Genomic DNA, 26025 nt, shown 5'->3' with positions numbered 1-26025 from the left:
TCGTACTGTTGTGCCAATTAATGGGTTTCTGTGGGTAGTGATGTGGTGATGCCGCCGTGGCAGAGGTGGATCATTTCGATGAGGTTGTCGAGGTCGGCGTAGCCGTGGGAGCGGCGTTGGATGAGGCGGATGCCGGCGTTGATGCTCTCGAGGAGCGAGTTCGACAGTTGGAGGTGGATGGCGTTGAGGATGCCGGTGCGGTGGCGGCGCAGTCGCCGGGCGAGGGTGACGAAGGCGTTGATACCGCTGCGTTTGGCCCGGTTGATCCAGCGTCGTAGGTGGTCGGCTGCGTCGCTGGTGGGGACCTGGTAGAGGCGGCGGAGGTCTTCTTTGAGGCGCCAGGCGTGGTGGATGCGGGGGTGTTTGCGGCGGAGCTGTTCGATGATCGCGGTGCGGGTGGGGTCGTGTTGCCCGGCGGGCTGGCGCAGGGCGCCGCGGGCCTTCTGCCAGGTTTGGGCGGGTGTCAGTCCAGCCACGGCGATCTTTACGCCCTGTTCACGGCAGGTCTGGTAGGCCAGGTCAAGCGCTTCGCCGGCCCATTTGATCACGTGGAACGGGTCGAGGCAGATCGCCGCGTGCGGCACGTGGGTGGTGGCGGCGCCGCGGTAGATCGCGGTCATGTCCATGCTGACCGCCTCGATCCGGGCTCGGCCGTCCTCGCCGAGAGACTCCAGGAATCTGCCGAAGACGTCCTGCCTGCGGCCCTCGCCGACGAACACCACCCGGCCGGTGTCGTGGTCGGCGACCACGGTGAGGAACTTGCGGCCCCGGCGGTAGGCGATCTCGTCGACGCCGATGCGGTAGATCGCGTCGAGACGCTCGCTGTCCAGGTGGGTATCGACGAGCCTGGCTACGAGGTGGTCGACGGTCTGCCAGGTGGTGCCCAGCAGCGCGGCCGCGGCGCTCTTGGACATCCGTTTCGCCAGCCAGCAGGCCATATCCTCGAAGTCGCGGGTATGCCGGGCGCCGGGCCGGGCCCACGGCATCCACTCGCTGCGGACCTGCCCGCAGCCGCGGCAGTCGACCCGGCGGATCTCCGCTTCGATCACCACCCGGTACCGGCCGAAGTCGACATGACGCCACTTCCTGCGGGAACGGTCGTACCGGGCCCGGCTGGTCCGCCCGCACGGGCAGACCAGCACCTGCGAGCGAAGCCGGACCTGCACCACCATCGCGGTATCCGTGAAACACACGTCGTCCACAACCGTTCCCTCGAAGCCCAGCAGACGGTTGATCACAGCAGCGGCGCGCACGTGGATCCCTTCGCTCACAACGGTCTTCAGCAACCTGGTGAACGAACCGGCATCCCATGCGCGCCGCCATTTTGTCCGTTACAGCCCCCTATCCCCACCCACAGAAACCCACTAATTGGCACTGTTTGTACGTCGTTGGGGTCTTGGGTGGCGTCGGCGTGCAGGATGAACTGGTCGTCGGACACGCCGGTTTGGCAGTTGTAGCCCTGGATGTAGCCGTTGCGGGTCTTGAGCAGCCGTGATTGCGGGTCGGTGAGGTTGGCCTGGAACGTTTCGGTGTTCTCGGTGTTCTCGGCGCTGCTGTTGGCGGCGCCGGCGCCGGCGCCGGAGCCGGCTGCTGCGGCTGCGGCGGCTGCTGCTGCGGCGGCTGTGGCCAGGGTGGTGTCGTAGATGGTGCGGGCGGCGCGGACCTTGGCGTGTTCGTCCGGGGGGATGGCTTTGGGGCCTAGTGGGGTGCGGCCCAGGGTGGCGGCTTTGGCGTGCCAGGCGTCGTAGCTGCGTTGGGCGGCGGCGCGGGCGCGTTGCCAGCGCAGTTCGGCGATGGTGACCGGGTCGGCGGCTTTCGGGGTGCGTCCGGGTGGGGCGGCGGCTGATTGGCCGGTGGCGGCGGCGGTCAGGGCGGTGACGTATGCGTCGGCGGTCTGTTGTTGGGCCGGGCTGGGCTGTGCGGCGGCGGTTTTGCGGGCGGTGATCTCGTCGATGGCCTGTTGGATGCGGCGGGCGCGGTTGGTGCGGTCGCGCAGATCGGGTGGGGGTTCGTCGCCGCGGGTGTCGCCGAACAGGGCGTCTTCGGCCGCGTCGGTGGCGGCGGCGCCGGCGAGGTGTTGTTCGGCCAGTTTGCGCAGGTGCGCTTCGGTGCGGTTGGCGTCCTTCGCCGCGTTGGCGGCGATCTTCGTGCCGTCCAGGGCGACCACGCCCAGGCGGATCATGCCCAGTTCGGCGGCCAGGACCAGGCTGGCGGTCAGCAGGTCGGCCAGGGCCTGTTCGTGGTGCTGCCGGAACCGGGCCAGCACCGTGTGGTCCGGGATGTCACCGGCGCAGATGATCCGGAACGCGACATCGGTGTGGCACAACCGCTCGACCTGCCGGGAGGAACGCTGCCCGTGCGCCATCGCGTACATCAGCAGGGTCAGCAGCATGTCCGGGTCGTAGCCGGCCCGGCCGACCCCGCCGAGACGGGCCCGGCGGTGGAACGCGGTGGTGTCCAGGCGGTTGACCGCCTCGATGATGAACCACACCAGATGGTCATCGGGCAGCCAGTCGGTCATCGACACCGGCAGCAGGAACTGCTGGTCCCGGTCGACCGGCCGATACCGTTTTGCCATAGACGAATGGTTGTATATCAGGGTATAGAAGGCAATCGGCCCTTCGGTTCGACCTGCTGGTGGCGGTACACCCGGACCAGGGTGCACCGCCACCAACAAGATCACCCAGCCCATCGGCACCAAAAAGCAACAGGCTCCGGGGCAGCCACATCTTTCCCATGATCTGTGAAGGGTTTTGTCAAGTGGTGGTGGCGGTGGCGTTCATGATCCGGTAGAGGTGCCGGGCGAGGTAGCGTTTGAGGCATCGAAGGATTTCGTTGGTGTTGCGGCCTTCGTTGCTGCGTCGGGTGAGGTAGTCCCTGGTCGGGGCGTGGCCGATGCGGCGGCGGGCGGTGATGATGGTGTGTAGGGCGGCGTTGAGGGTGCGGTCACCGCCGCGGTTGAGGCGGTGGCGTTGGTGGCGGCCGGAGCTGGCGGGGACGGGCGCGGCGCCGGCGAGCGCTGCGAACGCCGCTTCGGTGGGTACCCGGCCGTGGTGTGACCAGGCGGTGAGCAGGGTCGCGGCGCTGACCGGTCCGACGCCGGGCAGGTCCAGCAGGGCCGGGCAGATGTCGGTGACCAGGTCCCGCAGTTGGCGCAGGTTCGCGGCGACGAGCCTGTTGAGGTTGGTGACCATGACCGCGAGATGGCTGAGGTGTTCACGGCGGACCGCGGCCTCGATGCCCGCACCCGAGCCGACACCCGAGCCGACACCGGTGCTCGTGGCGGTGCTCGTGGCGGTGCTCGTGGCGGTGCTCGTGGCGGTGGTGCGCAGGATACGGATCTGGACGGCGGTGGCACATCCACGCAACTGCTCGCGGAGCTCGTCGTCGGCGGTCAGGATCATCGACTTGATCACGTTGATGGTGGCGGTGCGGGTGTCGGTGTAGTGCCGGCGGGTGACCAGCAGCAGGCGCAACGCCTCCCGGCCGCCGTCGGCGCGGGGCACCGCCGGCCGTGTCCCACCAGCCGCCCGCCCCCGCGGGGCTGGTTGGGCTGGTTGGGCTGGTTGGGCTGGTTGGGCTGGTTGGGCTGGTTGGGCCAGTTGGGCCAGGTGGGCCAGTTGGGCCAGGTGGGCGCGGGCGGCGTGGACCGCGTCGAGGGGATCGGACTTGCCGCCTCGCCGACGCCGGCTGCTCACCGGTTTCGGCGCCTCGTACACCCGCTGCCCCGCCGAACGCAGTTGCCGGACCAGGCCCAGCCCGTGGGTGCGGGTGCCCTCCACCGACCAGTGCAGCACCTGCCCGGCCGGGACCAGCCCAGCCACCCAGCCCAGCAACCGGTCCCGGCCGGCAGGGTCGGTACCCACCTGGATCTCGGCGTGGACCCCGCCGAGATGGTCCAGCAGCGCCACCGCATGCGTGTCGGTGTGGGTATCCACACCGACCACCCACTGCGGGACACCCGGACCAGCCGATGCAGTCGATGCATCTGTCACGATGGACATGACAGTGCTTCCCTTCTTCTGGCGGTTGCCGTCGACACGGCGTCGGCCCGGGAACACACCCTGCGGCATATCTGTGATGAGTCACGTGGGCAAACACGGACAGGCTTCTGATCAGGCCAGCAGCGTGCACGGGTCGACGCCGGCCGTGTCGGTGGACAGGTCAAGAACAAGGCACACCAACCGGCAGCCAGATCATGGGTGGGTCACACCTACACGACCGGCATCGAACCTAACGGATCACGAACCCCGGGCCCGATCACCACCTCTATAGAAGCGTCATGGAGTCGCCCGGCCCGGAGCGCGCTGCCCGGGTCCAGCAGCGATCATGAGCGACAGACACCACCCGCACGACTGTGCGGCACCATCCAATAGCGCAATACCGGGGTGGGCAGACGACCGAACGGCTGAACTTCGCGGCCTTGCCCCGACAACGAACGCAGGCTCCGCGACGACCTCGCTCAGGCACTCGTCCGAATCAAGGAACTCGGCGCAGAGAACCACAAGCTTCAAGGAGAGAACGAGCCGGACGACATCCATAACACCGCGACTTTGACGAAGCCGTGGGGGTTACACCCGGACGCTACCCTTACCCCAGCACGTCGCGAAAGCCGATGGAAGCGTGGAGGGCGGGCCGGATAGCCAGGTGAAGCCGATCAAGCGAAGACCACTTCAGACATGCGGTGATCACCCTGACTGCTGACAACCTTGTTCGATTGACTGGGGTAGCATGTGGCGCAGGCGTAAGCGCAGACGCGCGGTCAATGACATCTTCATGGATCAAGATGGCTACAGCGAATACATGCTCAAAGAGGGCGCCTGGATCCGAGGCGGGCTTCCATGGCATTTGGAGGCCTCGGACCCGCTGCGCCATCTGAGCGTCATCCACTACCTGCTGCGATCAGCGGTGGTGCTGGGGCGCGATGTCGGCGAGCGAGAGCTCAAGCAGTTCCGTCAGTACAGTCAGGTCTGCTACAGCAAGGCGCTCAACGTCGGATTGACACTGGAGCGCTACGGCCTACCCCTCCCGCCGTGGGCCGAGAGGACCGACGGCGTCATGAAGGGGGCGTTGCGCGAGCTGTGCGCTGGCATCGACCAGGTGAAACTGGTCCCCACGTGGGAGACGCGGCTCCACGCGAGATCCTTTTCGTCGCAGAAGCGGATCGAGGTGTCGGCGGTGACAAGGGAGTACCTGCGCACGCTGAACCTGTTGCTCTGGAACGGCGTCCACGAGGTCACGGAAGGCGGCCTCAGGCAGGACGAAGTCCTCTCCATGCTGGACTACCGGGCGTTCATGCCGTACCTGCTGTCGCTGTACCGGGACCTGGAAATCACCACCTTGCCGATCCCTCGGGCGAACTCCAGAAGCGCACTTCGGCAGGCACAGCTTACGACTGCGTTGCAGCTCAACTTCATAATGGCCCATGAATACGCCCACATAGCCCTGCACGCAAACCTGCCCAACGTGCCGTCGCAGGAGGCTGAACGGGAGGCCGACAGTCTGGCCTATCGGCTGGTCCTGGGAACCTCGCTGCCAGGGGACGTGCGGGCGGACGTGGGAGACGTGTTTACCGCGCTGAGGTGGCTCTACGGACTTCTCAAGCTGGACCGCATCGTGGGCGGAGTCGTCAACGAAGTCCCCGTGGACTGGAAGCAGGAATCCATCGCCGATCGCGAATCACTGATGTACGACTTGATGTCAGCCAGTGGTGTCACCAACGGACAGGGTCCGGAGGAGTCGATCGGCACTGTCATCCTCATGCAGGCGAAGGCCGACATGCGCCGGCTCGACAGCCCTGCGGTGAAGGCGCTCTCCGAGGAAATGATCAACGAGTATGGCAGGAAGAGACTACTGGGTACGGCAGGCGACGAGGCGAAGTTTCTCCAGGCGATATTCGAAGCGGCACGGGACGAATTGCACGGCAGGCCGGACGTCGGCACCGTAGGTGAAGATGGGGAGCACAGACTTGAAACCTGAGGTATCGATAGTCCTGGAACTGGAAGTGGACTCAACGCCTCATGCCGAAACGACCCTCTTCCGAGAAGGCTCCTGGGTGGGAGATGGCCCGCTGGAGTCGATCACCATCCGACTGGACGGACGCGAGCCCGGCCATGGCTTCGGCATTTCAGAAATAGTGACCATCGTGGTCTCGATTGGTGCCAGCGCTGCGTCGGACCTGGTTGCTGATGCCGTCCGGGCCTCGGTCGGACGGATCATCCGAAGTGTCCGGGGCCGCAGAAGCGTGGGTGACGGCAGCCGGGACGGACTCGAAGACGTCATCGAGGCGGAGCGGGATCCGGACCCGGACGGCGGCACGCCTCGCAAGGATTAGCTGCTGGTCGTTGGTCGTACCGTCGCCGGCAAGGTCGTTGTGATGGGCGTTGAACAGGCCGCTCTCGGTCGGGCCGCTGGTGCGCGCCGTGACCTGCACAGCGGGGCTGGGGCGGCTCATCTCAGTCTCCCTGCTGTCGTGAAACGTCGGGTCAGTCTGTGTACAGCAGCGCGGGCCGGTCAGCCGCTCGTGGTCGCCGCGGCCAACTCGGCCAGCACCGCCGGTACGCTGGCCCCCTCGCCGAAGGCACGACGCTGCCGGGTCGCGCCGTTGCCATGCCGACGCAGCCGCGCCAGGCCCGCGGTGACGACGTCGCGGTCGCCGTGCCGGTCGAGCGCGTCGCCGACCGTCGCCACGAGCTCGTCCACCAGGCTCCAGGCCGGGCGGGTGGTGCGGCGGCGCGGGTCGGTCAGGGTGCCGTCGAGGCCGGCGTGTGCGGCGTTCCAGTGGGCGGCGCGCAGCAGGTGGTCGGACACCCTCGGTGCCGGGCGGTCGGCGGCGATGTCGGCGACGGCGGTCGCCACGAGCGCCCGGACGAGGCCGGCGACCAGGACGGTTTCCGCGGCGGTCGGGCTCACGTCGCCGACGCGCACCTCCACGGTCGGGTACCGCGACGACGGCCGCGCCCACCACAGCACCATGGAAGCGTCGAGCATCACGCCGGTCGCGACCAGCTCCTCGACGGTGCGCGCGTAGTCCTCGGCCGACTCGAGGTATGGCGGCGGACCCAGGCTCGGCCAGCGCTGCAGCGCGATGCCGCGCCAGCTAGCGTGGCCGGTGTCTGCTCCGGCGTGCAACGGCGAGTTGGCGGTGAGCGCCTGCACCACGGGCAGCCAGGGCCGGATGGCGTTGCACACCTGGATGGCCAGCTCCCGGTCGGGCACGCCGACGTGTACGTGGCAGCCGCACAGTGCCGGGTCGTGGGCGATCGGACCGTAGTGGCGCGAGATGGCGTGGAACCGGGGCGTGTCGACGACGCTGGTGTCCGGCTCGTCCAGTGGGGTGGCGGCCACCGCCACCAGCCGGGCGCCCACCGCGGCGGCGGCGTCCGCGGCGGCGGACCGGTTTTCCAGCAGGTGCCGGCGTAGCTGCGACAGGCTGGTGCAGACCGGGCTGACCATCTCCATCATGCTGCGGCGGAATTCGACCCGGCTGTGCTCGCGTGCGGCCGGTGGCAGCGCGTCGCGGGCCGCCTCGCACAGCGGCGCGTTGTGCCAGGAGACCGGGTCCAGCAGCAGGAACTCCTCCTCCACGCCGACGGTGAGGGTCTGCCCGGCGACGGTCGCGGCGACCTCGGCCGGGCTCAGGGCGGTGAGCGCCATCAGTGGTCCCCCTGTGTCCGGGTCGCGGTGAGCACGGCGAGCGCGATCCGTTCGGCGTGGGCGTAGGCGGGGCCGTCGAGGTTCTCGCTGTAGACGTCCGGGTCCACCTCGCGGTAGGTCCAGCGCAGGCTGGTGCCGGACAGCCGGTCCGCGGCGGCCGCCAGCAACGGGTCGCGGCCGTCGGTGATGCCGGTGCCGCTGAACAGCACCAGGGAGCCGCCGGACGCGAGCCGGTGCACGGCCGCGCCGATCACGGCCATGGGGAGGTCGTGCCCGTGCGGGCCACCGCCGTCGCGGTAGGCCCGGCACTCAGGGTCGATCATGAACGGTGGGTTGGAAATGATGAGGTCGAATTCGCCGGGCACGTCGGCGAGCAGGTCGCTGCGGCGGGCCTCCACGTTCGCGGTGCCGGCCAGCGCGGCGTTGACCCGGGCGTAGCGCACCGCGGTCGGGTTGACGTCGACGGCGAGGACCTCGGCCTGCGGCACGCGCTTGGCCACGGCCACGGCTACCGCTCCGCTGCCGGTGCCGACGTCGGCGATCCGCTCCGGCACGACCGCCTGCCCGGCCAGGTGCGCCAGCGCGGCGTCTACGGTGCGGTGGGTGTCCGGGCCGAAGAACACCGCGTCGGGCGCGTCCGGCGGGAACGCCGAGTGTACGAAGAGTTCGCCGTCGTAGCTGGAGACCCGGATCATGCTGGACCAGACGTCGCCGTCACGTCGCAGTGCGCCCGCCGCGTCGAGCAGCGTCACCACCTCGTCGGGTAGCGCGCCGGGGTGGAACGGGCGGCTCCAGCCCAGCACGTCGGTGAGGCTGCGGCCGAGTGCGTTGCCGGGCCGGCGGTTGACCCGCTCGTGGGTGGCCGGCGTGACGGTGGTGAACCGGTACCCGGCCGCCTTGAGCGCCGCGCCGAGCCGGGCCAGCGCTGCGTCCGGCAGCGGCGGGGCGTCGATGGTGGACCTCATGCCCTGCAATTGCCCGGGAATTTCACGCTTAACCGACGCGTGGGTGGGAACGTGCTCACCCATGCAGATGCCGCACCCCCGGGGACCGCTCTCGGCCGCGCTCCTGCGCGCCCTGGACGGTGCCCCGCACGAGCTGCCGGACGGGCTTGCCGCAATGGGCACTGCCGCCGGCGACCCGCTCGCCGACGAGGATCTGCAGTTGACCCTGCACGTCTGCTACGAGCTGCACTACCAGGGCTTCGACGGCGTGGACGAGGGCTGGGAGTGGCACCCCTCGCTGCTGGCCCTGCGCCAGGCGGCGGAGCGCCGCTTCGAGGCCGCGCTGCGCCGGCTGGTGCCGCTCCCGGCCCCAGTTCCCCCTGGGGAGCTGCCGCGCGCGCTCGTCGCGCTGGTCGAGGCCGACGACGGGCCGCAGTTGTCGAAGTACCTCGCCGGCCGTGCCACCGCCGACCAGTTCCGCGAGTTCGTCATGCACCGCTCGATCTACCACCTGCGGGAGGCCGATCCGCATACGTGGGCCGTCCCGCGGCTGGCCGGGCGGGCCAAGGCGGCCCTGATCGAGATCCAGGCCGACGAGTACGGCGGAGGCCGCGCCGAGCGCATGCACGCCGAACTGTTCCGGATCACGATGCGCGCGCTGGGCCTGGACAGCGCCTACGGCGCCTACCTCGATGCGGTCCCGGCGGTCACGCTGGCCACCAACAACCTCATGTCGCTGTTCGGGCTGCACCGCCGGCTGCTCGGGGCCGTCCTCGGTCATCTCGCGGTCTTCGAGATGACCTCGTCGCTGCCGAACCGGCGTTATGGCAACGGCCTGCGCCGGCTCGGCGGCAACGCGGACGCGACGCGGTTCTACGACGAGCACGTCGAGGCCGACGCCGTGCACGAGCAGATCGCCGTGCACGACCTGTGCGGCGCCTTCTGCGCCGGGCTGCCGTCACAGCGCCGCGCGGAGCAGACCTCGCTGGTGTTGTTCGGAGCCGCTTGCGCGCTTGCCCTCGACGGGCGCTTCGCCGGGCATCTGCTGCGGCGGTGGGCCGCCGGCGGTAGCTCGTTGCGGGATCAGCCGCGCTCCAGCGGACGGCTGGTGGTGGGCGCACTGGGCGCCTGAAAACCGACGGCCTTGTGCGTACCGTCGCAGAACGGCTTGGTCGCCGAGCGCCCACAGCGGCACAGCGCGACGGTGCGCCGACCTGGGTCGATGACCTCGCCGTCCTGGGTGAGCAGCGTAAACGAGCCGCGCACCAGCAGCGGGCCGTCCTCGCAGGTGGTGACAGAGGCGCCGGCATCGTCCATACCTGTGCAGTGCCCACGCCGCCCACCGGCAAACGCAGTAGTGTCGGCCGGGCACCCGGGTCACCGGTGCGCCGCGACCAGAACGGCCATTGCGGTGACCTCGTCGACGTCTACTCGAGTCCGGCCGACCCGCGTGGACGTACCTGGGCTGCCGGCTGGCCTAAAACTCGGCCGAAACCGGTTGGGACCGCGCCTGCCACGGCTCCCGATACACCACCGTCGGCAACATCCTCAACGGACCCGGCTCGACCACACCCCGGGCCGGCCGGGCTGTCCGGACGACCGGCGGTCGTGGACCCCTGTCACCGGCCGTTCCGCGGCGCTTCGCGCGGCCGTGGCAAGCCAGGAGCAGCCCGCGGGTGATGGGTCAGCGGCTCAGCCCCGCCACGAGGTTGATGGTGAGCGCGACGATGACGGTGCCGAACAGGTAGGACAGGAGGGCCTGGCGCAGCACGGCGGAGCGGAACGCTGCGGTGCGCAGTTCCGTGTCGGAGACCTGGAACGTCATCCCGACGGTGAACGAGAGGTAGGCGAAGTCGCTGAATTGCGGCAAGCTGTCCGGATCGAGGTCGTGGAAGTCCACGCCGCCGTCGCGGCCCGCATAGTACAGCCGGGCGTAGGCCAGTGTGTAGATCGTGTGGACGACCGCCCACGAGGCCACCACACTGCCGACCCCTAGCCCGATCTGGAGTACCTCGACGAGCGCCTGGCCGCTGCTGGCTTGCGCGACCACGACACCCACAGCGGCCAGACTGACAACGGCGGCGATCAACAGCCCCAGGTCCGCACCCGCCCGGGTGGGGTCCTCTCGTTCGGACTCGGCAGCGGTCGCCGGAACGTCCATCCGGGCGATCCGCCGCCAAGTGACGAGCAGGAATACGACGGCCGCGGCATCCCAGCCGATCAGGGGGACATACGGTCGCGGTACGACCACCGCCGCCACGGCCGCGACGAGCAGCCCGCCTCCAGCCGCGATCAACGCGGTCCGCCGCGCCGAAACCCCGACGGATCGAGACTCGGCGGCAGGGCGACCGGCCCGCGAACCCATCTCCAGCACCCCCGTCCACACAGCTCGTTCCGGTCTGATACCGCAACGGCCCCAATAGTGCAACGGCGGGTAGCCGCTCGGCGGATGATCGCCCGTTGGTGTGCACTTCGTCGTAGTGATTGAAGGAGTCCAGGCTGGGCATGCCTCCCGAAGGGTGCGGCATGTCGTTACGGCGGCAGCCGCCCGGCAGCGCACGCGAGCGCGGGACCGGTCGCCGTCGCCTACCTGCTCGAACTGCTCCCGTACGGGCATGGACCCGCTGGGGACGGGTAGAGCCGGGGCATGATGGCGAACACGATGATGAAGCGCAACGTCATGGAAGATCGGGACACTGTCCTGCGATCTATGCACGACACTGGCCTGGCGGCGTGGTTCGGTGGTTCGTTGATGGGTGCGGTGGGTCTCAACGGAGCGGCGGGTAAGGTCGGCAACCCGCGCGAACGGCTCGTTGTCTCGTCCATCGGCTGGGACCGCTGGGCGCCGATCAACATGGCCGCGATCGGTGCTCACCTTCTCGGCGCGGTCGGCATCCTGGCCTCCGAGCGGTGGCGTGTCGTCGGGCAGCGAGGGGTCGGCACGATGAGCATAGTGAAGACCGCACTGACCGCGGCGGCACTTGGTGCGACCGCGTACAGCCGTAAGCTGGGCAAGGAGCTCGAGAACGCGGGCGAGGTCGCGGTCGAGGGAGTCACCGAACCGACCGCCGAGACCCCTGCCACCGTTCGGGCGGTACAGCGGCGCCAGCGTGTCGTCCAGTGGTCTGTACCAGCGCTGACCGGCGCACTGATCGCTGTATCGGCGCTGGCCGGCGAGCAGCAGAAGTCCGGCTCGGTGCTGCAGGGCGTCGGCGCGCGGCTGCGCGGCGTGCTGGTCCCCACGCGATAGCCTCAACGCGGTGGCTTCGCGGTCGGTGCGAGGAAGTCGTCGAGTCAAGGTCGGCAGCAGCGGTCGTGCCGGGCCGGTCACCTCTTGGTGCGGCCCCGGGTGGGCGGATCGGCCTTGCGCCGCAAGATGTCGATCATCGCGTGGGCTGCGGCGAGCTGGACTTCCAGGCTGACGATGCGGACGGCGGCGTCCATGCGGATGCCTTCGTCGACCAGTTGCCGGGCGCGGTCGGCGCGGTGTAGGTCGTCGCGGCTGTAGCGGCGGTGACCGCCCTCGGAGCGGGCCGTCTGGAACAGGCCGGCGGCCTCGGCTGACCGGAGGAACGCGGGAGTGACCCCGATGGCCTGTGCTGCCGCGCCCATTGCGTAGCCGGGATAGGCGGTGTCATCGAGTGCGCTGGCCATGTTCAGCGGGTCGGGCAGGTCGGCCATTCGGGGTCACCTCCTTCTGGACGATCTCGGGTATGTCCTCTCTGGCGGACGGCTCCGGCGGCCCTGACCGGGATGGCTCGGGAAACTTCGTTAGTGGCGTGGACGGTCCGGGACCACGCCGCCGGTCGCGTTGGTATTCGGTCGTCACCTTCTCGGGACACGCATGTGCTGTCCACGCGGGCCGAGGCGCACTAGGACGCACCTCGGCCGGGGCATCCCGGTCAACGGGCCGCGGCGACCTGCTCGCGTTCCGGATCCTTCTGGGCGTGGCCGGTCTCCCCGGAGATCATCTTGTGGCCGCCGTGCGAACCGATCGCCCCGCTGTCACCGCGTGCGATTTCGATCTTGCGGGGCTTGGCGCGCTCCGCGACCGGGATCGTCAGGGTCAGCACGCCGTCGCGATAGTCAGCGCGGATGTCGTCGACGCTGAGCCCGTCGCCGAGGACCAGTTGGCGGCTGTAGGTGCCGGACGGCCGTTCCGAGACCAGGTAGGTGGCCTCGTCCGGGTCGTGTCGGTGGCGCTCGGCCTTGACGGTCAGGGTGTTGTTCTCCGCTGACACGTCCAGACTGTCCGCGTCGATGCCGGGAAGGTCGAACCGGCACACGAACGCATCCCGGGTGCGCAGGCAGTCCATCGGCATCAGCGACGGTGTACGGGCGGTGCCGAACAAGTCGGCGGCGAGCCGGTCGAAGTCACGGAACGGGTCGAAACGCAGGGTCTGCATGACCAACACACCTCCACATGTCGGAGCGATCGATGTAGGGATCCTCAGCGGATGTCAGCGGTTTCAGTGCCGCCGGTTCGGCGGACGACGGCTGCCGAACCGCAACCGGTGACGGCGGCGGTGGTAGTGGGCGGGCACTGGTAAGGCCACCATGATCACCCCCTTCGGGCCCATCCCCACCGGGGAAACCTGACCCAACTGACGGATAAATTCTATACTCGCCGACACAGACTTTCGCAAGTCCTTCGGGCACCGTCCGCGCCTGGACGCCGCTCCCGGCCGACGCTGATGTCCGCGTCGACCTCGGCGTCCCGGTAGCCGGGTGGTGCGCTACTCCTGTGTGATGGGCATGTACACCACCCACCCACCTCACCGGTCAGGTAAGACCTGCCTTCAGCCGAGGAGGGTCTGGCCGATCCAGCCGCCGGGCTGGCAGCCGGGCGGGATGGCGAACACCGCGGAGCCGGTCGGGGTGATCCATTCGTTGAGCAGGTCGGCCTCGGCGAGGTTGCGCTGGATCGGCAGGAACTGCCTGCCGACGTCGCGTTGGTAGGCGGCGAAGATCAACCCGCTGTCGGCGGTGCCGTCCGGGCTGGGCGGCTCGTCGTAGTTGTACGGCCGGCGGAAGATCCGCTGCCGGTCGCCGGCCACGTGCGCGCGGGCGACGTGCGAGAACTCGGAGATGACCGGGAAGCCGAGCGCGTTCTTCGCGGCGAGGTCCGGCTCGTCGGTCTCGCGCTGCCCGGTCAGCGGCGCGCCGTCGGACAGGAGCCGGCCGACGGCGAACTCCTTGCCCACGGTGTCGGCGGTGTCCCACGACTCCAGTTCGGCCCGGATCCGCCGCAGTACCAGTGTGGTGCCGTCGCGCATCCACTGCGGACCGTCGTCGACCCAGACGGCACCCGCGAACACGCTGCTGCCCAGCGGTGGGTTGCCGGTGCCGTCGAGCTGGCCCAAGATGTTGCGCTGGGTCACCCCGTCGTCCTGCATGCCGCGGCCGCGACGGAATCCGCGCTGCACCCACCGTACGGCGGCGAACGAGCGGCTGTCCTTGACCAGCATCCGTTGCGTGTGGGCGACGGTGACCGGGTCGTCGGCGCAGATCTGCAGCAACAGATCCCCGCCGCACCACCGCTGCTGGAGCTTGTCGATGCCGAACGGCGGTAGCTGCCGCAAGGTGAGCGGACGCTGGTCGGCGACACCGGCGGCGTCGAACAACCGGGGCCCGAACCCGAAGGTGACGGTGAGCCGGGACGGGACGTGTGCGAGTTCGGGTTGGCCGTCGGCGAGGGGTGGCGTGCCCTGGGTGAGCCGGACGGCGTCGTCGGTGAGCAGCCGCATCAGGCGCCGTAGCGCCGCCCGATCGACGCCGGCCGCGAGGTCGAGGGCGACGAACACGGCATGCGCCTGGGCCGGTGTCTCGACACCCGCCTGGTGTGCGCCGTGGAACGGTACGGTCTGCGCGCCGAAGTCCACTGTGGACCTCAATGCCGGGGCGGGTTCGGTGCGGCCGGCCGCCACCGCGGTAGCGACGGCGGCGCCGGCGAGAGCGCCACCCATGGACAGGGCGCCGCCGGTCAAGAGGGCGCGCCTGGTGACCGGCGGTCGTACGCGGTCGGCCATGTCAGCCCATCTGCGTCGGGCTGGCGCTCCGGCCGCCCGATCCGCCCATCCCGGGGTGGTAGGACTCGTTGCCGCCGGCGAAGTCCTTGCCGAGCGCGGTGAACCGCACCGTGCCGCCGTCCTTGAGGGTGAGCGTGACGGTGACCTCGTCGCCTGGCTTCACCGGCGTGGTGACGTCCATGAGCATGAAGTGGTCGCCGCCCGGCTTGAACTCGTGGCTGCCCTTGGCCGGGATGGCGAACCCGCCCTCCTTGGGCTTCATCGCCATCTTCCCGTCGACCATCGTCGTCTCGTGCAGCTCCATCTTCGGCGACACGGTCGACGTGGCCGACACGACGACGATCTCCTTGCCGGTGGTGTTCATCAGGGTGCCGTAGGCGGCCGACATGCCTGACTGCGCGGCCTTGACCCAGGGGTCCTTCACCGTGAGCGGGGACTGCGCAGTGGTACTGGTCGCTGGGACGGACGGCCCTGCGGCCGCGGCACCGGATGTTTCATCGGAACCGCAGGCGGCCAAGGTGAGCACCAGGGCCATGCCGGCGGTGGCCAGCAGGGCGCCGGCACGCAGCGACAGCGACATCGAACATCCTTCACGTTGGGCGGGTACGACAGCAGGTAGTCGTCGCTGAGCCGCAAGCAGTTCCCGTCGACTTCCGGCAGCACCCGGCGTGCCGGGGGTGGCGGCGCACGGTGCGGCCGGCGTCGGCCACGCCAAGCTGGCTGAAAGTGCGGTGGTGCTGGCCGGCCACGCCGGCCTGCTGGCCTACCGCCGGGCCGGCCGTACCACCTGACGGCCCGGCCGGCGGCGGGGGAGTGTTGCGCACGGCCGTCGTCAGCACGTTGTGGTCCGTCCACAGCTCCGGCTCGGCGGCCGGGCGGGAGATCAGCGTCTCCATCGCCGACCGCGAGGTCAGCCGCGGCCGCCACGGGGCGTCATCTGCTGCTCGGCGCGCCGCTGGGTGTTGTGGTACTGATGACGGTCTTGTCGGACGGCTCGAGGGCCGGTCGGGACGCCACCCACTGGGTGATCGCGACGAACCAGCCGAGCAGCAGCAGCCACAGGTACCGGTCGGTGAGCTCGATCCTGCTGTTGTTCACCTGGTCGGCGAGGGGGAGCGCGGGTGGCATGAGGTGCGGGATGAGGTCGGCCGGGCCGGCCACGGACAGCACGGTGACGAGGTTGAGGATCAGCAGTGCGCCGGTGGTGCCGGCGGTCGTCGCGGCGCACCAGGCGGCGGCAGGGCCGTGGCGGCGGTTGACGACGATGCCGGTCCCGGCCATCGAGATCCCCGCGAGGACGACGGCGAGCGCGACGTGGGGCGGGATCGGCGGGTCCAGCACCACGACGGCGGTCCAGGCCGCGGCGATGGCGGCGCCGCCGGCCAGGCCGGCGAGCAGCGTCCGCGGGGCCGCCGGTGAGCGGTGTCCGGTCATCGCGAGTGCTCCGGCGAGGTAGCCGGCGAACATGACGGCGAGGACCGGCGCACCGCCGAGGTCGGTGTTGGTCTGGTGGGCCAGGAACCACGTGGCCTCCACCGCCAGGGCGCCGACCAGCAGATATGCCACGGCGCGGGTGAACCGGACGGTGCGGCTGAGGGCGACCGGGCCGAGCGGCCCGATGAGGCCGAGCTCGGCGACGACCGCGAGGGCGGCGGCGAACGCGACCACGCTCCAGCGCCGCGGCGCCCAGCCGATCCAGGCGCTCCAGTGCACCACGTACCCGACGAGCGCGGCGGGCAGCAGCGCGTACCCGGCGCGGCGCCATACGGCGGGCCGGGTGACGACCACGCCGACGCACCCGGCGGTGAATCGCCGGCGGTCCTGGCGCGGTTCGATGCTGTCCAGCTCGGCGAGCATGGCCTCGCCCCACTCCCGCCGCGGCGCCGGCAACAGCCGCACCGCCGTCGCCAGCAGCCGCGCGGCGGTGTCGCGGCGGCTCACCAGGCACCTCGCAGCTCGCCCGGCCGCGGCGTGCGGGCTGACGCCGGCGTTGCGTCGGTGATCGTGTCGGTGGCGGTTTCCGCGGCCAGGTGTCGGCCGGCGCCGGTCAGCCGGTACAGGTGCCGGGCCGGCCGGCCCTCGGGTGGGTCGGACTCCCAGGTGGCCTCGAGCAGGCCCCGGTCGCGCAGCCGCATCAGGATCGGGTAGAGCGTGCCGGCCCGCAGGCCGATCCGCTGGCCCAGTTCGTAGCCGTACCGCCACATGGACGGCTCCTCGGCAAGTGCGTGCAGCACCGCAACGGTCTGCGGGGACGGTCGTCGGTTCCGGGTCACCCCATAACTCTATATACATAGAGAACGCCGCGACAGTCCCCATACGGACAGCTCCCGCGCCCTGCCGGTTCTGCCGGGCAGGCGCCGTCTCTGATCGCAACGCGGCGCAGGCAGCGGCCCAGTCCGGGGGCGGTGCTTGCCGCACGGCTCCAGCACGCGGCACCCACGAACGCTCGCCGGCTTTCCACGCGTTGATCTTGCAGTTAGGGTGCCGCGACACTCCCTGGATGTCCGTTTTGCTGGGCACCATAACTGCAAGATCAACGCATCGAAGGCGGCGAGCGTTCGTGAGCCAAGCCTGGTGTGCGGCCTTGACAGGAGATGCGACCACGGCCATCCTGGTCAACCAGTAGTTAATTATCTACTACTGACTACCTCACACGGGAGTCTTCAACAGGCTCCCTCGAACTGACGGACATCACAGGCCTCAGCGGCACCGCCTGCCGAACGGCCGGACCGGCTGGTCGGCACCGTGGACCGGAGGATTCGCATGCGTCTCACCAGGTCGACGCTGAAGGACCAGGCGCTGGATGTGATTCGTCAGTCGCTGGTCACCGGCGAGATCGCGCCCGGGGAGATCCACTCGACGGTGTCGCTCGCGACACGACTCGGCACGTCGAGCGGTCCCGTCCGGGAGGCCATGCTCGTTCTGGTCGAGCAGGGAATCATGGAGGTCGTCGGCAACAGGGGATTTCGCGCGGTCTCCCTCACCGGGCACGACCTTGGCGAGGTCTACGACCTCCGGCTCATGCTGGAAGTCCCAGCCATGCGTCGCTTGGCTCGCCAGGGACTCGATGACGGTGCTGCGGCACTCGTGCGAGACCACGCCCAGCGGTGCCAGGCTGCCGCTGCCGCGGGCGACCTTACCGGCTTCCTCTCAGCCGACCGCGAGTTCCATCTGCGTCTCACGGAGATGTTGGGCAATGCCCGGCTCGTGAAGTTCGTCGGCCAGTTGAGGGACCAGACCCGGCTCTACGGATTGCCGAGTCTGGCCGCGGAGGATCGACTGGCCGAGTCGACGCAGGAGCATTTCGAGCTGCTCGACGCGATCCTCAACCATGACTCCGACCGCGCGGAACAGGTGATGACCAAGCACCTCGCGCATGTCCGCGGCGACTGGTCGTCCGCGGTCGAGCCTTCCCCCTCTCCCGAGCCGCAGGAGTGACATGACCAATCTGCGTCCACGCGGAAAGCCAACCCAGGCGCACGAACGGCACTTTGCGGGGATGCGGCTGATCTCCGCCGATGAGGTGGCGGCGCACGTTCCGTTCGAGGCGGCCGTCGACGCACTCGAGAACGCACTGCTCAACGGGCTGGACCCTGAGTGTGACCCGATGCGCAGCCGGATCGAGACCGCCACCGGGGAATTTCTCATGATGCCGTCGACACTGGGTGAGCTGAGCGGCATCAAGGTCCTGTCCAGCACCGAGGCGAACCCGCGGCGTGGCCTTCCCCTCATCCAAGGGGCCTATCTGCTGTTTGACGGGCCGGACCAGCGGCCGGCCGCCATCATCGACGGTATCGCTTTGACGAACCTGCGGACCCCCGCATTGTCGGCACTGGCACTTCGCTTCCTCACTCCTGACCGGAAGCCGGAACGGCTCACGATTTTCGGCGCAGGCCCCCAGGCCCGTGGGCATGCCCTCGCCTTGTGTGCCCTGAGGAACGTGACGGACGTGTCGTTGGTCGGGGTCGATGCCGCGTCTGTCGAGGCGCTGGCCGCCGAGATCACGCAGACTGGGACTCCCGCGCGCCCGTACATCCTCGAAGAGGCTGCGCCGGCCGTGGCACGGGCGGACATCATCTGCACCTGCACGTCCTCGCCCACGCCCTTGTTCGACGGCGCTCTTGTCAGGGACTCGGCAGTCGTGGTGGCCATGGGTTCCCACTCGCCCGAAACCCGGGAGACCGACGACACGCTCATCACACGTGCGACCGTCGTCATTGAGTCACGCTCGAGCGTCCTGCGCGAGGCTGGCGACATCATCATACCCGTCGAATCGGGCTTGATCGATGGCGACGTCCTCGTCACTCTGAGCGATGTCGTGACCGGCAACGCGCATGTGGACTCAACGCGACCGCGTCTGTTCAAGTTCGTGGGCATGCCTTGGCAAGATCTCGTCGTCGCTGCCGCGATCTATCGGTCCATCACGTCGACGCCGCAGCCATGAGAAGCTGCGCCGGCGACGCGGGCACCGACGCGGGGGTCGGTGGTTCACCAGGGGCGGGCAGCGTGTCGGCGTAGCGAGCGGCGGCCCGGGATCGCTCGTGCCGTGCGTGCCGAACCGGCTCCGGGCAGGGCGGCCGGACCGAGGGTGACCGCCGCACCGACCTCCGAGCCCTGTCCGGCCATGTCGCCTTTGGTCAGCCCGGCACGACGGTCACGCGAGGCTACGACGCCGGCTGTGCGATGGCTGCGCGCACCTCTGCGATCAGCGCCTCCGCCTTCGCCGCTGTCTCGGCAATGCGCTGCTGGGATCCCCCGACGCCGGCCAGCAGCGAGTGGGCTCGTTCGGCGAAGCTCGGTGGTGCGACAGCCAGCATTGCCGCGGACGCCACCATGCCCTTCTCGTTGATCAGCCATTGGCGGGCGCGGCCGTGCAGCGCATGGCAGGCCACACCGATGCCGCGGAACAGGCACCCGGCCGCATACGTCGGGTCGGTTCCGGCCGTGCCGTAGTGCGCCAACTGAACCGCGAAATCCGCCTCCCACAATCCCTCGACGAGTGCGTCGCCCAGCGCCGCCGGGTACTCGCGCGCACGCGTCCGCAGATCGGTCAACTCACCGGTGGGATCGGCCAGCACCCGGCACAGCGCGACCTCCCCGGCATAGGCGTGTGAGTAGAAGCCCAAGGGGTGTCCGGGCTGGACTCCCACCTCATACCGGCCGCCCTGGCAGTCGGCCCAGATTCGTCGCACCCGATCCAGGTCGCGAATCCACTCGCCACCCCTGGATGGTGAGCCATCCGCCGCATATGAGCATCGCTGCCCACCCAGGCTTCCTGACCCCATGCCGGACAACGACAGCGTCGATCTTGCAGTTGTGGTGCCTGACAAACCCGCGCATCGTGGGAGTTTCACGGCACCACGACTGCAAGATCGACGCGCAGATGGGGGCCCGCCGCCGCCGCGGCGAGCGGTCGGTACTGGGGTGCCGAGCCAAGTAGTGTCAGGGGCGTGACGGAGAATGGAAGGGATTCGGCGCCCGGCAGTGGTCCGTTGCAGGGGGTCCGTGTGGTTGAGATCGGTGGGATCGGACCTGGGCCGCATGCGTGCATGATCCTCGCGGACCTCGGTGCCGATGTGATTCGTATCGAGCGACCCGGCGGGCAGGCACTCGGCGGTGGACCACACGATTTGTTGACGCGGGGCCGCCCTTCCGTCGCCCTTGACTTGAAGCGACCTGAGGCAGTCCGAACGGTGCTTGACCTTGCCGGGCGGGCCGACGTTCTCGTCGAGGGCCTTCGTCCTGGCGTCGCTGAGCGGCTCGGCTTTGGTCCAGATGCCTGTCGTGCGGTCAACCAGCGGCTCGTATACGGGCGAATGACCGGCTGGGGTCAGGATGGCCCACTTGCTGCGACCGCCGGCCATGACATCAACTACATCTCCGTGGCGGGTGCCCTGTTCGGGTTAGGGCAGGACCCTGTCCGTCCCCAGTTTCCGGCGAACCTTCTCGGCGACTTCGGTGGTGGCTCCACCTATCTCGTGATCGGTCTACTCGCGGCTCTGCTGGAGGCGCGCCTCTCAGGGCAAGGACAGGTTGTGGACGCGGCGATCGTAGACGGCACCGCGCACCTCAGTGCGATGCACTGGGGACAGTTGGCGGCTGGAGCATTCACCGAGGACCGCGCCGCCAACCTGCTTGACGGTGGCGTGCCGTTCTACGACGTCTACGAGACCGCCGATGGCCGGCATCTGTCGGTGGGCGCGCTCGAGCCGAGGTTCTTCCAGACTCTGGTTCGCCTGCTTGACATTGAGTCCGAGTGTCCGGATCAGGATGATGTGGATCGTCATCCGGAGATGCGAACCTTGTTCGCGCAGCGAATATCCTCTCGCACCATGGCCGAATGGGTCGCCGTGTTCGAAGGAACGGACGCATGTGTGGCTCCCGTACTGCGGCCGCGGGAAGCGGCGCGTCATCCGCACATGGTCGCGAGGGGGACCCTCGTCGAGCGCGGGGGAAGGATCGAGCCTGGGCCGGCACCGCGATTCAGCCGGACCGTCGCGAAGCTTGGCGCTCAACCCACCGATGTCGGCGCGGGGACCAGGATGGCTCTGGAGTCTTGGGGCATCGACTATGTGGACGAGTTGCTAGCCTGCGGCGCGGCGGTCCAGACATAGCATCGAGGCGGTCAGTCCCGGCCCGTCGGATCAGTCATCCAACCTGCTGGGCTTCGACCTGCTCACCGGGGTCTTCACGCTGGTGCTCCTGGCGCTGATCGACCGGCGCCCGGGTGGTGCCTACGCGGCGTGTTGCGCAACTGAGGCCTGGTCTTCGTCGGCAACTTCGTCGTCGCCGTCACGTTCGCGCGAGAAATACCGGCCCGATGGTGGAACGGAGTGCGGCTCCCGAGATTCGCCGATCCACGCCCGGGATCGACGCGGGCCTGACGGGATGACCGTCGAGTGTGGACAGCGGGTACCTCATCGAAGGAACCGGATCTGCGGGTAGCGGGGCGAGGGGCGCCGGAGCAGGTGGTTGTCGAGGTGGCGTAGGTGAAGGTCGAAGAACGCTCGTAGATAGTCGCGTTGCGCGTGGATGGCGTGGTGCGGATCGAGGGTGCCGATGGCTTGCGTCACCTGGCTGGGCGTCAACCCCAGGGTGGGCGCGGCCTGGGGTAGCAGCGTTTCCAGGTCGGTGAACGAGGTGTGGGTGGAACCGATGAGGGCCAGTTCGCGTTTCCAGCCGTACTGGCTGGCCCAGAACTTGTCCCAGCTCGGATCCTCCGGGCCTGGGCCGGGGTCGCTGCCGAAGAGCAGGAATGGCCGGTCGGTACCGTCCGTGGCGGGCGGCGGGAGGCTGCCGTCCAGATTGACGCCGGCCCGGAGACGCCGGTCGGCGCGGATGGCCGCGGCGGCTGTGGCGCCACCGAGGGAGTGGCCGAGCATGCCGACGCGGGACAGGTCGAACGCGCCGGCGATGGTGGGTGGCAGGGGTCGCCGTCCGGCGTCGGTGTTGTGTCCGGCGTTGAGCGCGGTGAGCTGGTCGAGCACGAACCGGGTGTCCGCGGTGCGCACCGCGAGGGCCTCGGCGATGAGGGCATCGTCGATGTCGCCGGTGATGGCGAAGGTTTCCACCCGGCCGCCGGGAAACTCGACCTGGTCGGCGTCGTAGGTGTGGTCGATGGCCACGACCAGGTAGCCGTGGCTGGTCAGTTCCTCGATCAGAACAGTGCCGAGGCTGCGGTCGCTGCGCAGGCCCGGCGAGTACAGGACGACCGGCCTGCCGCCCCGGCCGCGGTCCACCGGTGCGGCCAGGTGGGCGTGCGTGACCGGCAGCAGCAGTGTGCCGGACGGGATGCCTTGTGCCTGCTCGAAGAAGGTGACGGCGCCGGGTGACATCCACGGCGCGGGCGGGTGGCCATGGGCGGCGCGGGCCGGGTACCAGAGCTGGATCATGAGTTCCCGGGCCGGGCGGGAAGCCTGCCAGGGGTCGACGCGCGCCCGGTCGACCAGGTGCAAGGAGACCGTGCCCAGGGGATGCGGACCGGTTGGTGCGGGCAGGGTCAGCCGCACCGGAGCCGGCGCGGGGCTGGCCGCGACCAGCGAATCCGCGGCGGGTCGCGACTGGGCGGACGCCGCGGTGGCCGTCGGGACGGAAGCGACGGCTGACGCGACGGCGGTGCCGAGCAGCGCTCGGCGGCTCAGGAGTCGTCTGTCGTTCAACATCGCCAAAATGTAAGGTGTACCTTCCATCGAGTCAAGGTCGCTTGACTTTGTGGAAGGTGAACCTTACATTCCTCGCATGGCGAAGCAGGTACAGCAGGACCAGGTGACGCGTGCGGCCCGCCGCGCTGTGCTCATCGACGGCATACCCGTGTCCGCGTTGGGCATCGTCGCCCTGACCCTGGGCAGCAGCCCCGACCAGAGCACCGCCCAGAAGGCCTGGTGGATCGCGACCACCACCGTGTTCACCCTCGCGGTGGCCTGGGTGCTGCTGCGCGCATTCCGGCGCGCGGACGAATACCTGCGCCGGATCCAGTTGGAGAGCATGGCCATCGCGTTCGCCGCCGTCCTCGTGGCACTGCAAGTGGCCACCCTGCTCGACGCCGCCGGCATCATCCGGCTCCATCAGCTCACGCAACTGATCCTCCTCGGCGGCGTGGCCATCTGGCTGCTGATCGCGGACCTGCGCACCCGCTTCCACCGCTGAAGGCGAGCACCTGTGAAGAACCGGCTACGCGAACTGCGCGCAGCTCGCCGGTGGAGCCAGGCCGACTTGGCCGACCGGTGCCAAGTCTCCCGGCAGGCCATCAACGCCATCGAAACGGAGCGCTACGACCCCAGCCTGCCGCTGGCGTTCACCATCGCCGACGTCTTCGGCCTGACCATCGAGGAAATCTTCCGGCCCGACCGCACGGAAGATCCGGGCACCCCGGCCTGACATCGAGTCATTCGCGACCGGGCAGGGCTTGTACTGGCTGTCACCGTGCCGCGGTCCGGCGCCAGGACGGTGGCGATGATCCGCAGCAGCGTGGTCTTTCCCGCCCCGTTCGGCCCGAGCGGTCCGGTCACCCCCGGTCCGGCGTCGAATCGAGCGGCGGCCAGCGGAGGGAGTGCCACCAGGCGGTCGCCGAGCCGTGATGAGGCGGTGGAGGACCGATCCGCCCGGCTTCTAGGCGTCGATGTGTGGCAGCCAGCGGTCGAGCCAGGCCGGCAGCCACCAGTTCGCGCTGCTGGCCAGGCGCATGACGGCCGGTACAAGCACGATTCGTACGAGGGTGGCGTCGAGGAGGACGGCCGCTGCGAGGCCGAAGCCGATCTGCTGCATCTCGAGGATGTCGGAGGTGACGAATGAGCCGAACACGGCGGCCATGATCGCTGCGGCGGCGGTGATGGGCAGGGCGGTGTGCCGCAGCCCGACCGCTACCGCGTGCTCGGTGTCGCCGGTGGCGCGCCACTCCTCCTGAACCCGCCGAACGAGGAAGACCTCGTAGTCCATCGACAGGCCGAAGAGCAGCGCGAACGCGGTCAGCGGGAGGTACACCTGCACGCTGCCGCTGCTGACGAAATCCAGCGGCCCGGCCAGGTGAGCGTCCTGGAAGCCCCAGACAAGCAGCCCGTACGCCGCGCCGGTAGCGAGCAGGTTCATGACGATCGCCTTCAGCGGCAGGATCACGCTGCGGAGTATCACGGTGAGGAAGACGAATGACAGTCCCAGCACGAGGCCGATGACGAGCCAGGTCTTGCTCTGTGTCTCCTCGCTCATGTCGAGGAACTCCGCCGTCGGCCCGCCGACACGGACCTCGCCGGGCGCCGCCGGGCTGGCGCGGATCCGGCGGACGACGTCGACGGCTGCCGGGGAGTCGGGCGGGACGGCGAGCGTCACCGACAGGTACGCCGATCGGCCGTCCCGGCTGACAAAAGACGGGTCACCGGTCACTTCCGCGACGCCCGGTTCGGTGCGCAAGCGCTGCACTAGCGTCAATGCCGGGTAGTTAAGGGTCGGGGCTGGTCGTCAAGGGGGTTCGGCGAGGATCGTGAGGCTGATGGTGGCTTGGTAGGTGCGTCGGTCGATGTTCGGGCCGCGGGCGTTGTATTTGGAGATTGCTCGTTTGACGGTGCGGGCGTTGACGCGGAGCCGTCGCTCGGGCAGGAGATCGTTCAGGACGAGGCGGCCGATGTTGCCGACCAGGTCGATGACGGTGTCGGCGATCACCCCGGCGGCGTGCACGATCTGGTCACGGGCAGCGTGCAGGGCGATGGTGAAGCTGGCCCGGTCAGGGTCCACTGCGGTGTCGCTGTTGGTGGCGTCGGTCATGGCGGTGCGCAGGATCTGGTAGGTGACCAGCAAGGCGTGGATCTCCTGGTCGACGCCGGCCGGGGTCCGGGCCCGCAGGACCCGGCCGCCGAGGATGCTGGACTTGATCTCCAGGTAGGCGGTCTCGATCTCCCACCGTTCGTGGTAGAGCCGCAGCATCGCGGTGGCCGGATGGGCCTGCGGGTCCAGCAGGGTGGTGATCAGCCGGTAGACACCGGTGACCGTGCCGGCCTTGGTCGCGATGCTGATCTCGGCGTCGATGACCCGTACCGGCTGGCCGCCGAACACCGATCGGTAGGAGCCGTCCCGGAAACGGTGCAGCATCGACAGTTTCGGGCCGCCGCGGCCGGTCTTGGCCCGCACCAGCAGATGCGCCTGCCGGCCGGTCACGATCTTGAGCAGATGCCCGGCGGCGAAGTTACGGTCGGCCAGCAGCAGCACCCCGGCGGGCAGCCGGGCCAACAGATCCCTGGCATAGGTGGTCTCGCCGCAGGTGATCGCCCCGAACACCGCGTCCATCACCGACCGGGTGCCACACGCCATCACCGTCACCAGCCGCAGCATCGGATAACCCGACCCGCCGGTGCGCCCGCCGCGCTGCTTGCTGAACCGGGTCAGGTTCGCCGCGCTGTCCGCCGCGAACAACATGGTCCCGTCGATCGCGCAGACCAGCAGCCCCCGCCAGCGCACCGGCCCCGCCATCGCCGCCGCCGGGCCGCGCAGCAGGTCGAACAACGCCCGCAACGGTTGCGGGCCGACCCGCCGGCGGGCCTTGGTCAACGCGGCCTCGCTCGGGTACGCGACCGGCAGCCCGTCCAGACCGGCGACCAGACGCTGCCACACCTGCCGATACCCCAACTCGGCGAACAAACAACCCGCCAGCAGCAGATACACCACCACCCGCGACGGCAGATCCCGCACCCGCCGCTGCATGCAGCGGGTCTGAGCAAGTACGGCATCGACCATCTCGAACGGCACCTGCTGGGTCAACTCACCCAGATGACCCGGCGCGAACGGACCTGCCGCGACCCGCACCACACGCGTAATGACAGACTGAACCAACAGCGGGACTCCCGGCAGCAAGGCATGTCTTGGCGGACGTACCTCTCTACCGGAGTCCCGCTGCCCACATCCACACCAAC

Annotated in this window: 26 protein-coding genes and 1 pseudogene; 9 read left to right on the top strand and 18 right to left on the bottom strand. The window is 69.3% G+C overall.

From position 1 onward, the window contains the following. Positions 1–17 precede the first annotated feature (17 nt). From Drose_RS25625 to Drose_RS25615, 3 genes are all read right to left on the bottom strand, one after another. Positions 18–1286, bottom strand: coding sequence for an ISL3 family transposase (locus Drose_RS25625; RefSeq protein WP_260723251.1), 1269 nt, complete (start codon positions 1284–1286; stop codon positions 18–20). Next, complete coding sequence (locus Drose_RS38820) at positions 1280–2578, bottom strand: transposase (protein ID WP_313899932.1); 1299 nt, start codon at positions 2576–2578, stop codon at positions 1280–1282. Before Drose_RS38820 ends, Drose_RS25625 begins: the two co-directional genes overlap by 7 nt. Before the next feature lie 178 nt (positions 2579–2756). Beyond that, positions 2757–3938: a transposase gene (locus tag Drose_RS25615; protein ID WP_260723868.1), complete on the bottom strand. Its 1182-nt coding sequence runs from the start codon at positions 3936–3938 to the stop codon at positions 2757–2759. An 865-nt stretch (positions 3939–4803) separates the two neighbouring features. Between Drose_RS25615 and Drose_RS25610 the strand changes: the two genes are divergently transcribed. Then, positions 4804–5979, top strand: a complete 1176-nt coding sequence (locus Drose_RS25610) for a M48 family metalloprotease (RefSeq protein ID WP_260723867.1) — start codon at positions 4804–4806, stop codon at positions 5977–5979. Continuing rightward, positions 5969–6334 (top strand): hypothetical protein, encoded by a 366-nt coding sequence (locus Drose_RS25605; RefSeq protein WP_260723866.1) that lies wholly within the window; start codon positions 5969–5971, stop codon positions 6332–6334. Before Drose_RS25610 ends, Drose_RS25605 begins: the two co-directional genes overlap by 11 nt. Positions 6335–6513: 179 nt before the next feature. On the opposite strand, the gene Drose_RS25600 is transcribed toward Drose_RS25605, so the two are convergent. Together Drose_RS25600 and Drose_RS25595 are read right to left on the bottom strand one after the other, a co-directional pair. After that, entirely contained in the window at positions 6514–7656 is a 1143-nt protein-coding gene (locus Drose_RS25600) for a carboxylate-amine ligase (protein ID WP_260723865.1), read from the bottom strand. Then, positions 7656–8621 carry a class I SAM-dependent methyltransferase gene (locus Drose_RS25595; protein WP_260723864.1) on the bottom strand — a complete coding sequence of 322 codons (966 nt, stop codon included), beginning with the start codon at positions 8619–8621 and terminating at the stop codon, positions 7656–7658. The genes Drose_RS25600 and Drose_RS25595 overlap by 1 nt, the downstream gene beginning before the upstream one ends. A gap of 61 nt (positions 8622–8682) precedes the next feature. Here Drose_RS25595 and Drose_RS25590 point away from each other — a divergent pair, with 61 nt between their 5' ends. Continuing rightward, complete coding sequence (locus Drose_RS25590; RefSeq protein WP_260723863.1) at positions 8683–9732, top strand: iron-containing redox enzyme family protein; 1050 nt, start codon at positions 8683–8685, stop codon at positions 9730–9732. On the opposite strand, the gene Drose_RS25585 is transcribed toward Drose_RS25590, so the two are convergent. Further along, complete coding sequence (locus tag Drose_RS25585) at positions 9684–9917, bottom strand: CDGSH iron-sulfur domain-containing protein (RefSeq protein ID WP_260723862.1); 234 nt, start codon at positions 9915–9917, stop codon at positions 9684–9686. The genes Drose_RS25590 and Drose_RS25585 overlap by 49 nt on opposite strands. A 367-nt stretch (positions 9918–10284) precedes the next feature. After that, positions 10285–10965, bottom strand: a complete 681-nt coding sequence (locus Drose_RS25580) for a DUF1345 domain-containing protein (RefSeq protein WP_260723861.1) — start codon at positions 10963–10965, stop codon at positions 10285–10287. Between the two features lie 282 nt (positions 10966–11247). Between Drose_RS25580 and Drose_RS25575 the strand changes: the two genes are divergently transcribed. After that, a complete protein-coding gene (locus tag Drose_RS25575) occupies positions 11248–11850 on the top strand; it encodes a hypothetical protein (RefSeq protein ID WP_260723860.1) in 603 nt (200 codons plus the stop codon). Between the two features lie 77 nt (positions 11851–11927). Here Drose_RS25575 and Drose_RS25570 read toward each other — a convergent pair whose 3' ends face one another. From Drose_RS25570 to Drose_RS25545, 6 genes are all read right to left on the bottom strand, one after another. Continuing rightward, positions 11928–12281 carry a helix-turn-helix domain-containing protein gene (locus tag Drose_RS25570; protein WP_260723859.1) on the bottom strand — a complete coding sequence of 118 codons (354 nt, stop codon included), beginning with the start codon at positions 12279–12281 and terminating at the stop codon, positions 11928–11930. A 221-nt stretch (positions 12282–12502) separates the two neighbouring features. Continuing rightward, entirely contained in the window at positions 12503–13006 is a 504-nt protein-coding gene (locus Drose_RS25565) for an Hsp20/alpha crystallin family protein (RefSeq protein ID WP_260723858.1), read from the bottom strand. 393 nt (positions 13007–13399) lie between these two features. Continuing rightward, complete coding sequence (locus Drose_RS25560; RefSeq protein ID WP_260723857.1) at positions 13400–14629, bottom strand: Dyp-type peroxidase; 1230 nt, start codon at positions 14627–14629, stop codon at positions 13400–13402. Position 14630: 1 nt separating this feature from the next. After that, positions 14631–15209, bottom strand: a complete 579-nt coding sequence (locus tag Drose_RS25555; protein WP_260723856.1) for a copper chaperone PCu(A)C — start codon at positions 15207–15209, stop codon at positions 14631–14633. A 353-nt stretch (positions 15210–15562) separates the two neighbouring features. Beyond that, positions 15563–16570, bottom strand: coding sequence for a hypothetical protein (locus tag Drose_RS25550; protein ID WP_260723855.1), 1008 nt, complete (start codon positions 16568–16570; stop codon positions 15563–15565). Then, on the bottom strand, positions 16567–16902 hold the full coding sequence (locus Drose_RS25545; RefSeq protein WP_260723854.1) for a PadR family transcriptional regulator: 336 nt from the start codon (positions 16900–16902) through the stop codon (positions 16567–16569). The genes Drose_RS25550 and Drose_RS25545 overlap by 4 nt, the downstream gene beginning before the upstream one ends. A 490-nt stretch (positions 16903–17392) precedes the next feature. Here Drose_RS25545 and Drose_RS25540 point away from each other — a divergent pair, with 490 nt between their 5' ends. Together Drose_RS25540 and Drose_RS25535 are read left to right on the top strand one after the other, a co-directional pair. Further along, entirely contained in the window at positions 17393–18067 is a 675-nt protein-coding gene (locus tag Drose_RS25540) for a GntR family transcriptional regulator (protein WP_260723853.1), read from the top strand. A 1-nt stretch (position 18068) separates the two neighbouring features. Next, on the top strand, positions 18069–19073 hold the full coding sequence (locus Drose_RS25535; RefSeq protein ID WP_260723852.1) for an ornithine cyclodeaminase family protein: 1005 nt from the start codon (positions 18069–18071) through the stop codon (positions 19071–19073). A gap of 220 nt (positions 19074–19293) precedes the next feature. On the opposite strand, the gene Drose_RS25530 is transcribed toward Drose_RS25535, so the two are convergent. After that, entirely contained in the window at positions 19294–19707 is a 414-nt protein-coding gene (locus tag Drose_RS25530; protein ID WP_260723851.1) for a hypothetical protein, read from the bottom strand. A 471-nt stretch (positions 19708–20178) separates the two neighbouring features. On the opposite strand from Drose_RS25530, the gene Drose_RS25525 reads away from it, so the two are divergent. Then, on the top strand, positions 20179–21243 hold the full coding sequence (locus tag Drose_RS25525) for a CaiB/BaiF CoA transferase family protein (protein ID WP_260723850.1): 1065 nt from the start codon (positions 20179–20181) through the stop codon (positions 21241–21243). A gap of 303 nt (positions 21244–21546) precedes the next feature. Here Drose_RS25525 and Drose_RS25520 read toward each other — a convergent pair whose 3' ends face one another. After that, positions 21547–22791 (bottom strand): alpha/beta hydrolase family protein, encoded by a 1245-nt coding sequence (locus Drose_RS25520; RefSeq protein WP_260723849.1) that lies wholly within the window; start codon positions 22789–22791, stop codon positions 21547–21549. Between the two features lie 76 nt (positions 22792–22867). On the opposite strand from Drose_RS25520, the gene Drose_RS25515 reads away from it, so the two are divergent. Next, entirely contained in the window at positions 22868–23275 is a 408-nt protein-coding gene (locus Drose_RS25515; protein WP_260723848.1) for a hypothetical protein, read from the top strand. 12 nt (positions 23276–23287) lie between these two features. After that, on the top strand, positions 23288–23506 hold the full coding sequence (locus Drose_RS25510; protein ID WP_260723847.1) for a helix-turn-helix transcriptional regulator: 219 nt from the start codon (positions 23288–23290) through the stop codon (positions 23504–23506). A 23-nt stretch (positions 23507–23529) separates the two neighbouring features. Here the strand turns inward: Drose_RS25510 and Drose_RS25505 are convergent. From Drose_RS25505 to Drose_RS25495, 3 genes and pseudogenes are all read right to left on the bottom strand, one after another. Next, positions 23530–23688, bottom strand: a pseudogene (locus Drose_RS25505) (ATP-binding cassette domain-containing protein); the annotation flags it as partial. Positions 23689–23737: 49 nt separating this feature from the next. Next, positions 23738–24532, bottom strand: a complete 795-nt coding sequence (locus Drose_RS25500) for an MMPL family transporter (RefSeq protein WP_260723846.1) — start codon at positions 24530–24532, stop codon at positions 23738–23740. Between the two features lie 48 nt (positions 24533–24580). After that, positions 24581–25873 (bottom strand): IS4 family transposase, encoded by a 1293-nt coding sequence (locus Drose_RS25495; protein ID WP_260723845.1) that lies wholly within the window; start codon positions 25871–25873, stop codon positions 24581–24583. Positions 25874–26025 lie beyond the last annotated feature (152 nt).

Source organism: Dactylosporangium roseum, from assembly GCF_025264685.1.
GTDB classification, from domain to species: Bacteria; Actinomycetota; Actinomycetes; order Mycobacteriales; family Micromonosporaceae; genus Dactylosporangium; species Dactylosporangium roseum.
The sequence above is the reverse complement of the archived record's forward strand: the minus strand, read 5'-3'. Positions and strand labels throughout refer to the sequence as shown.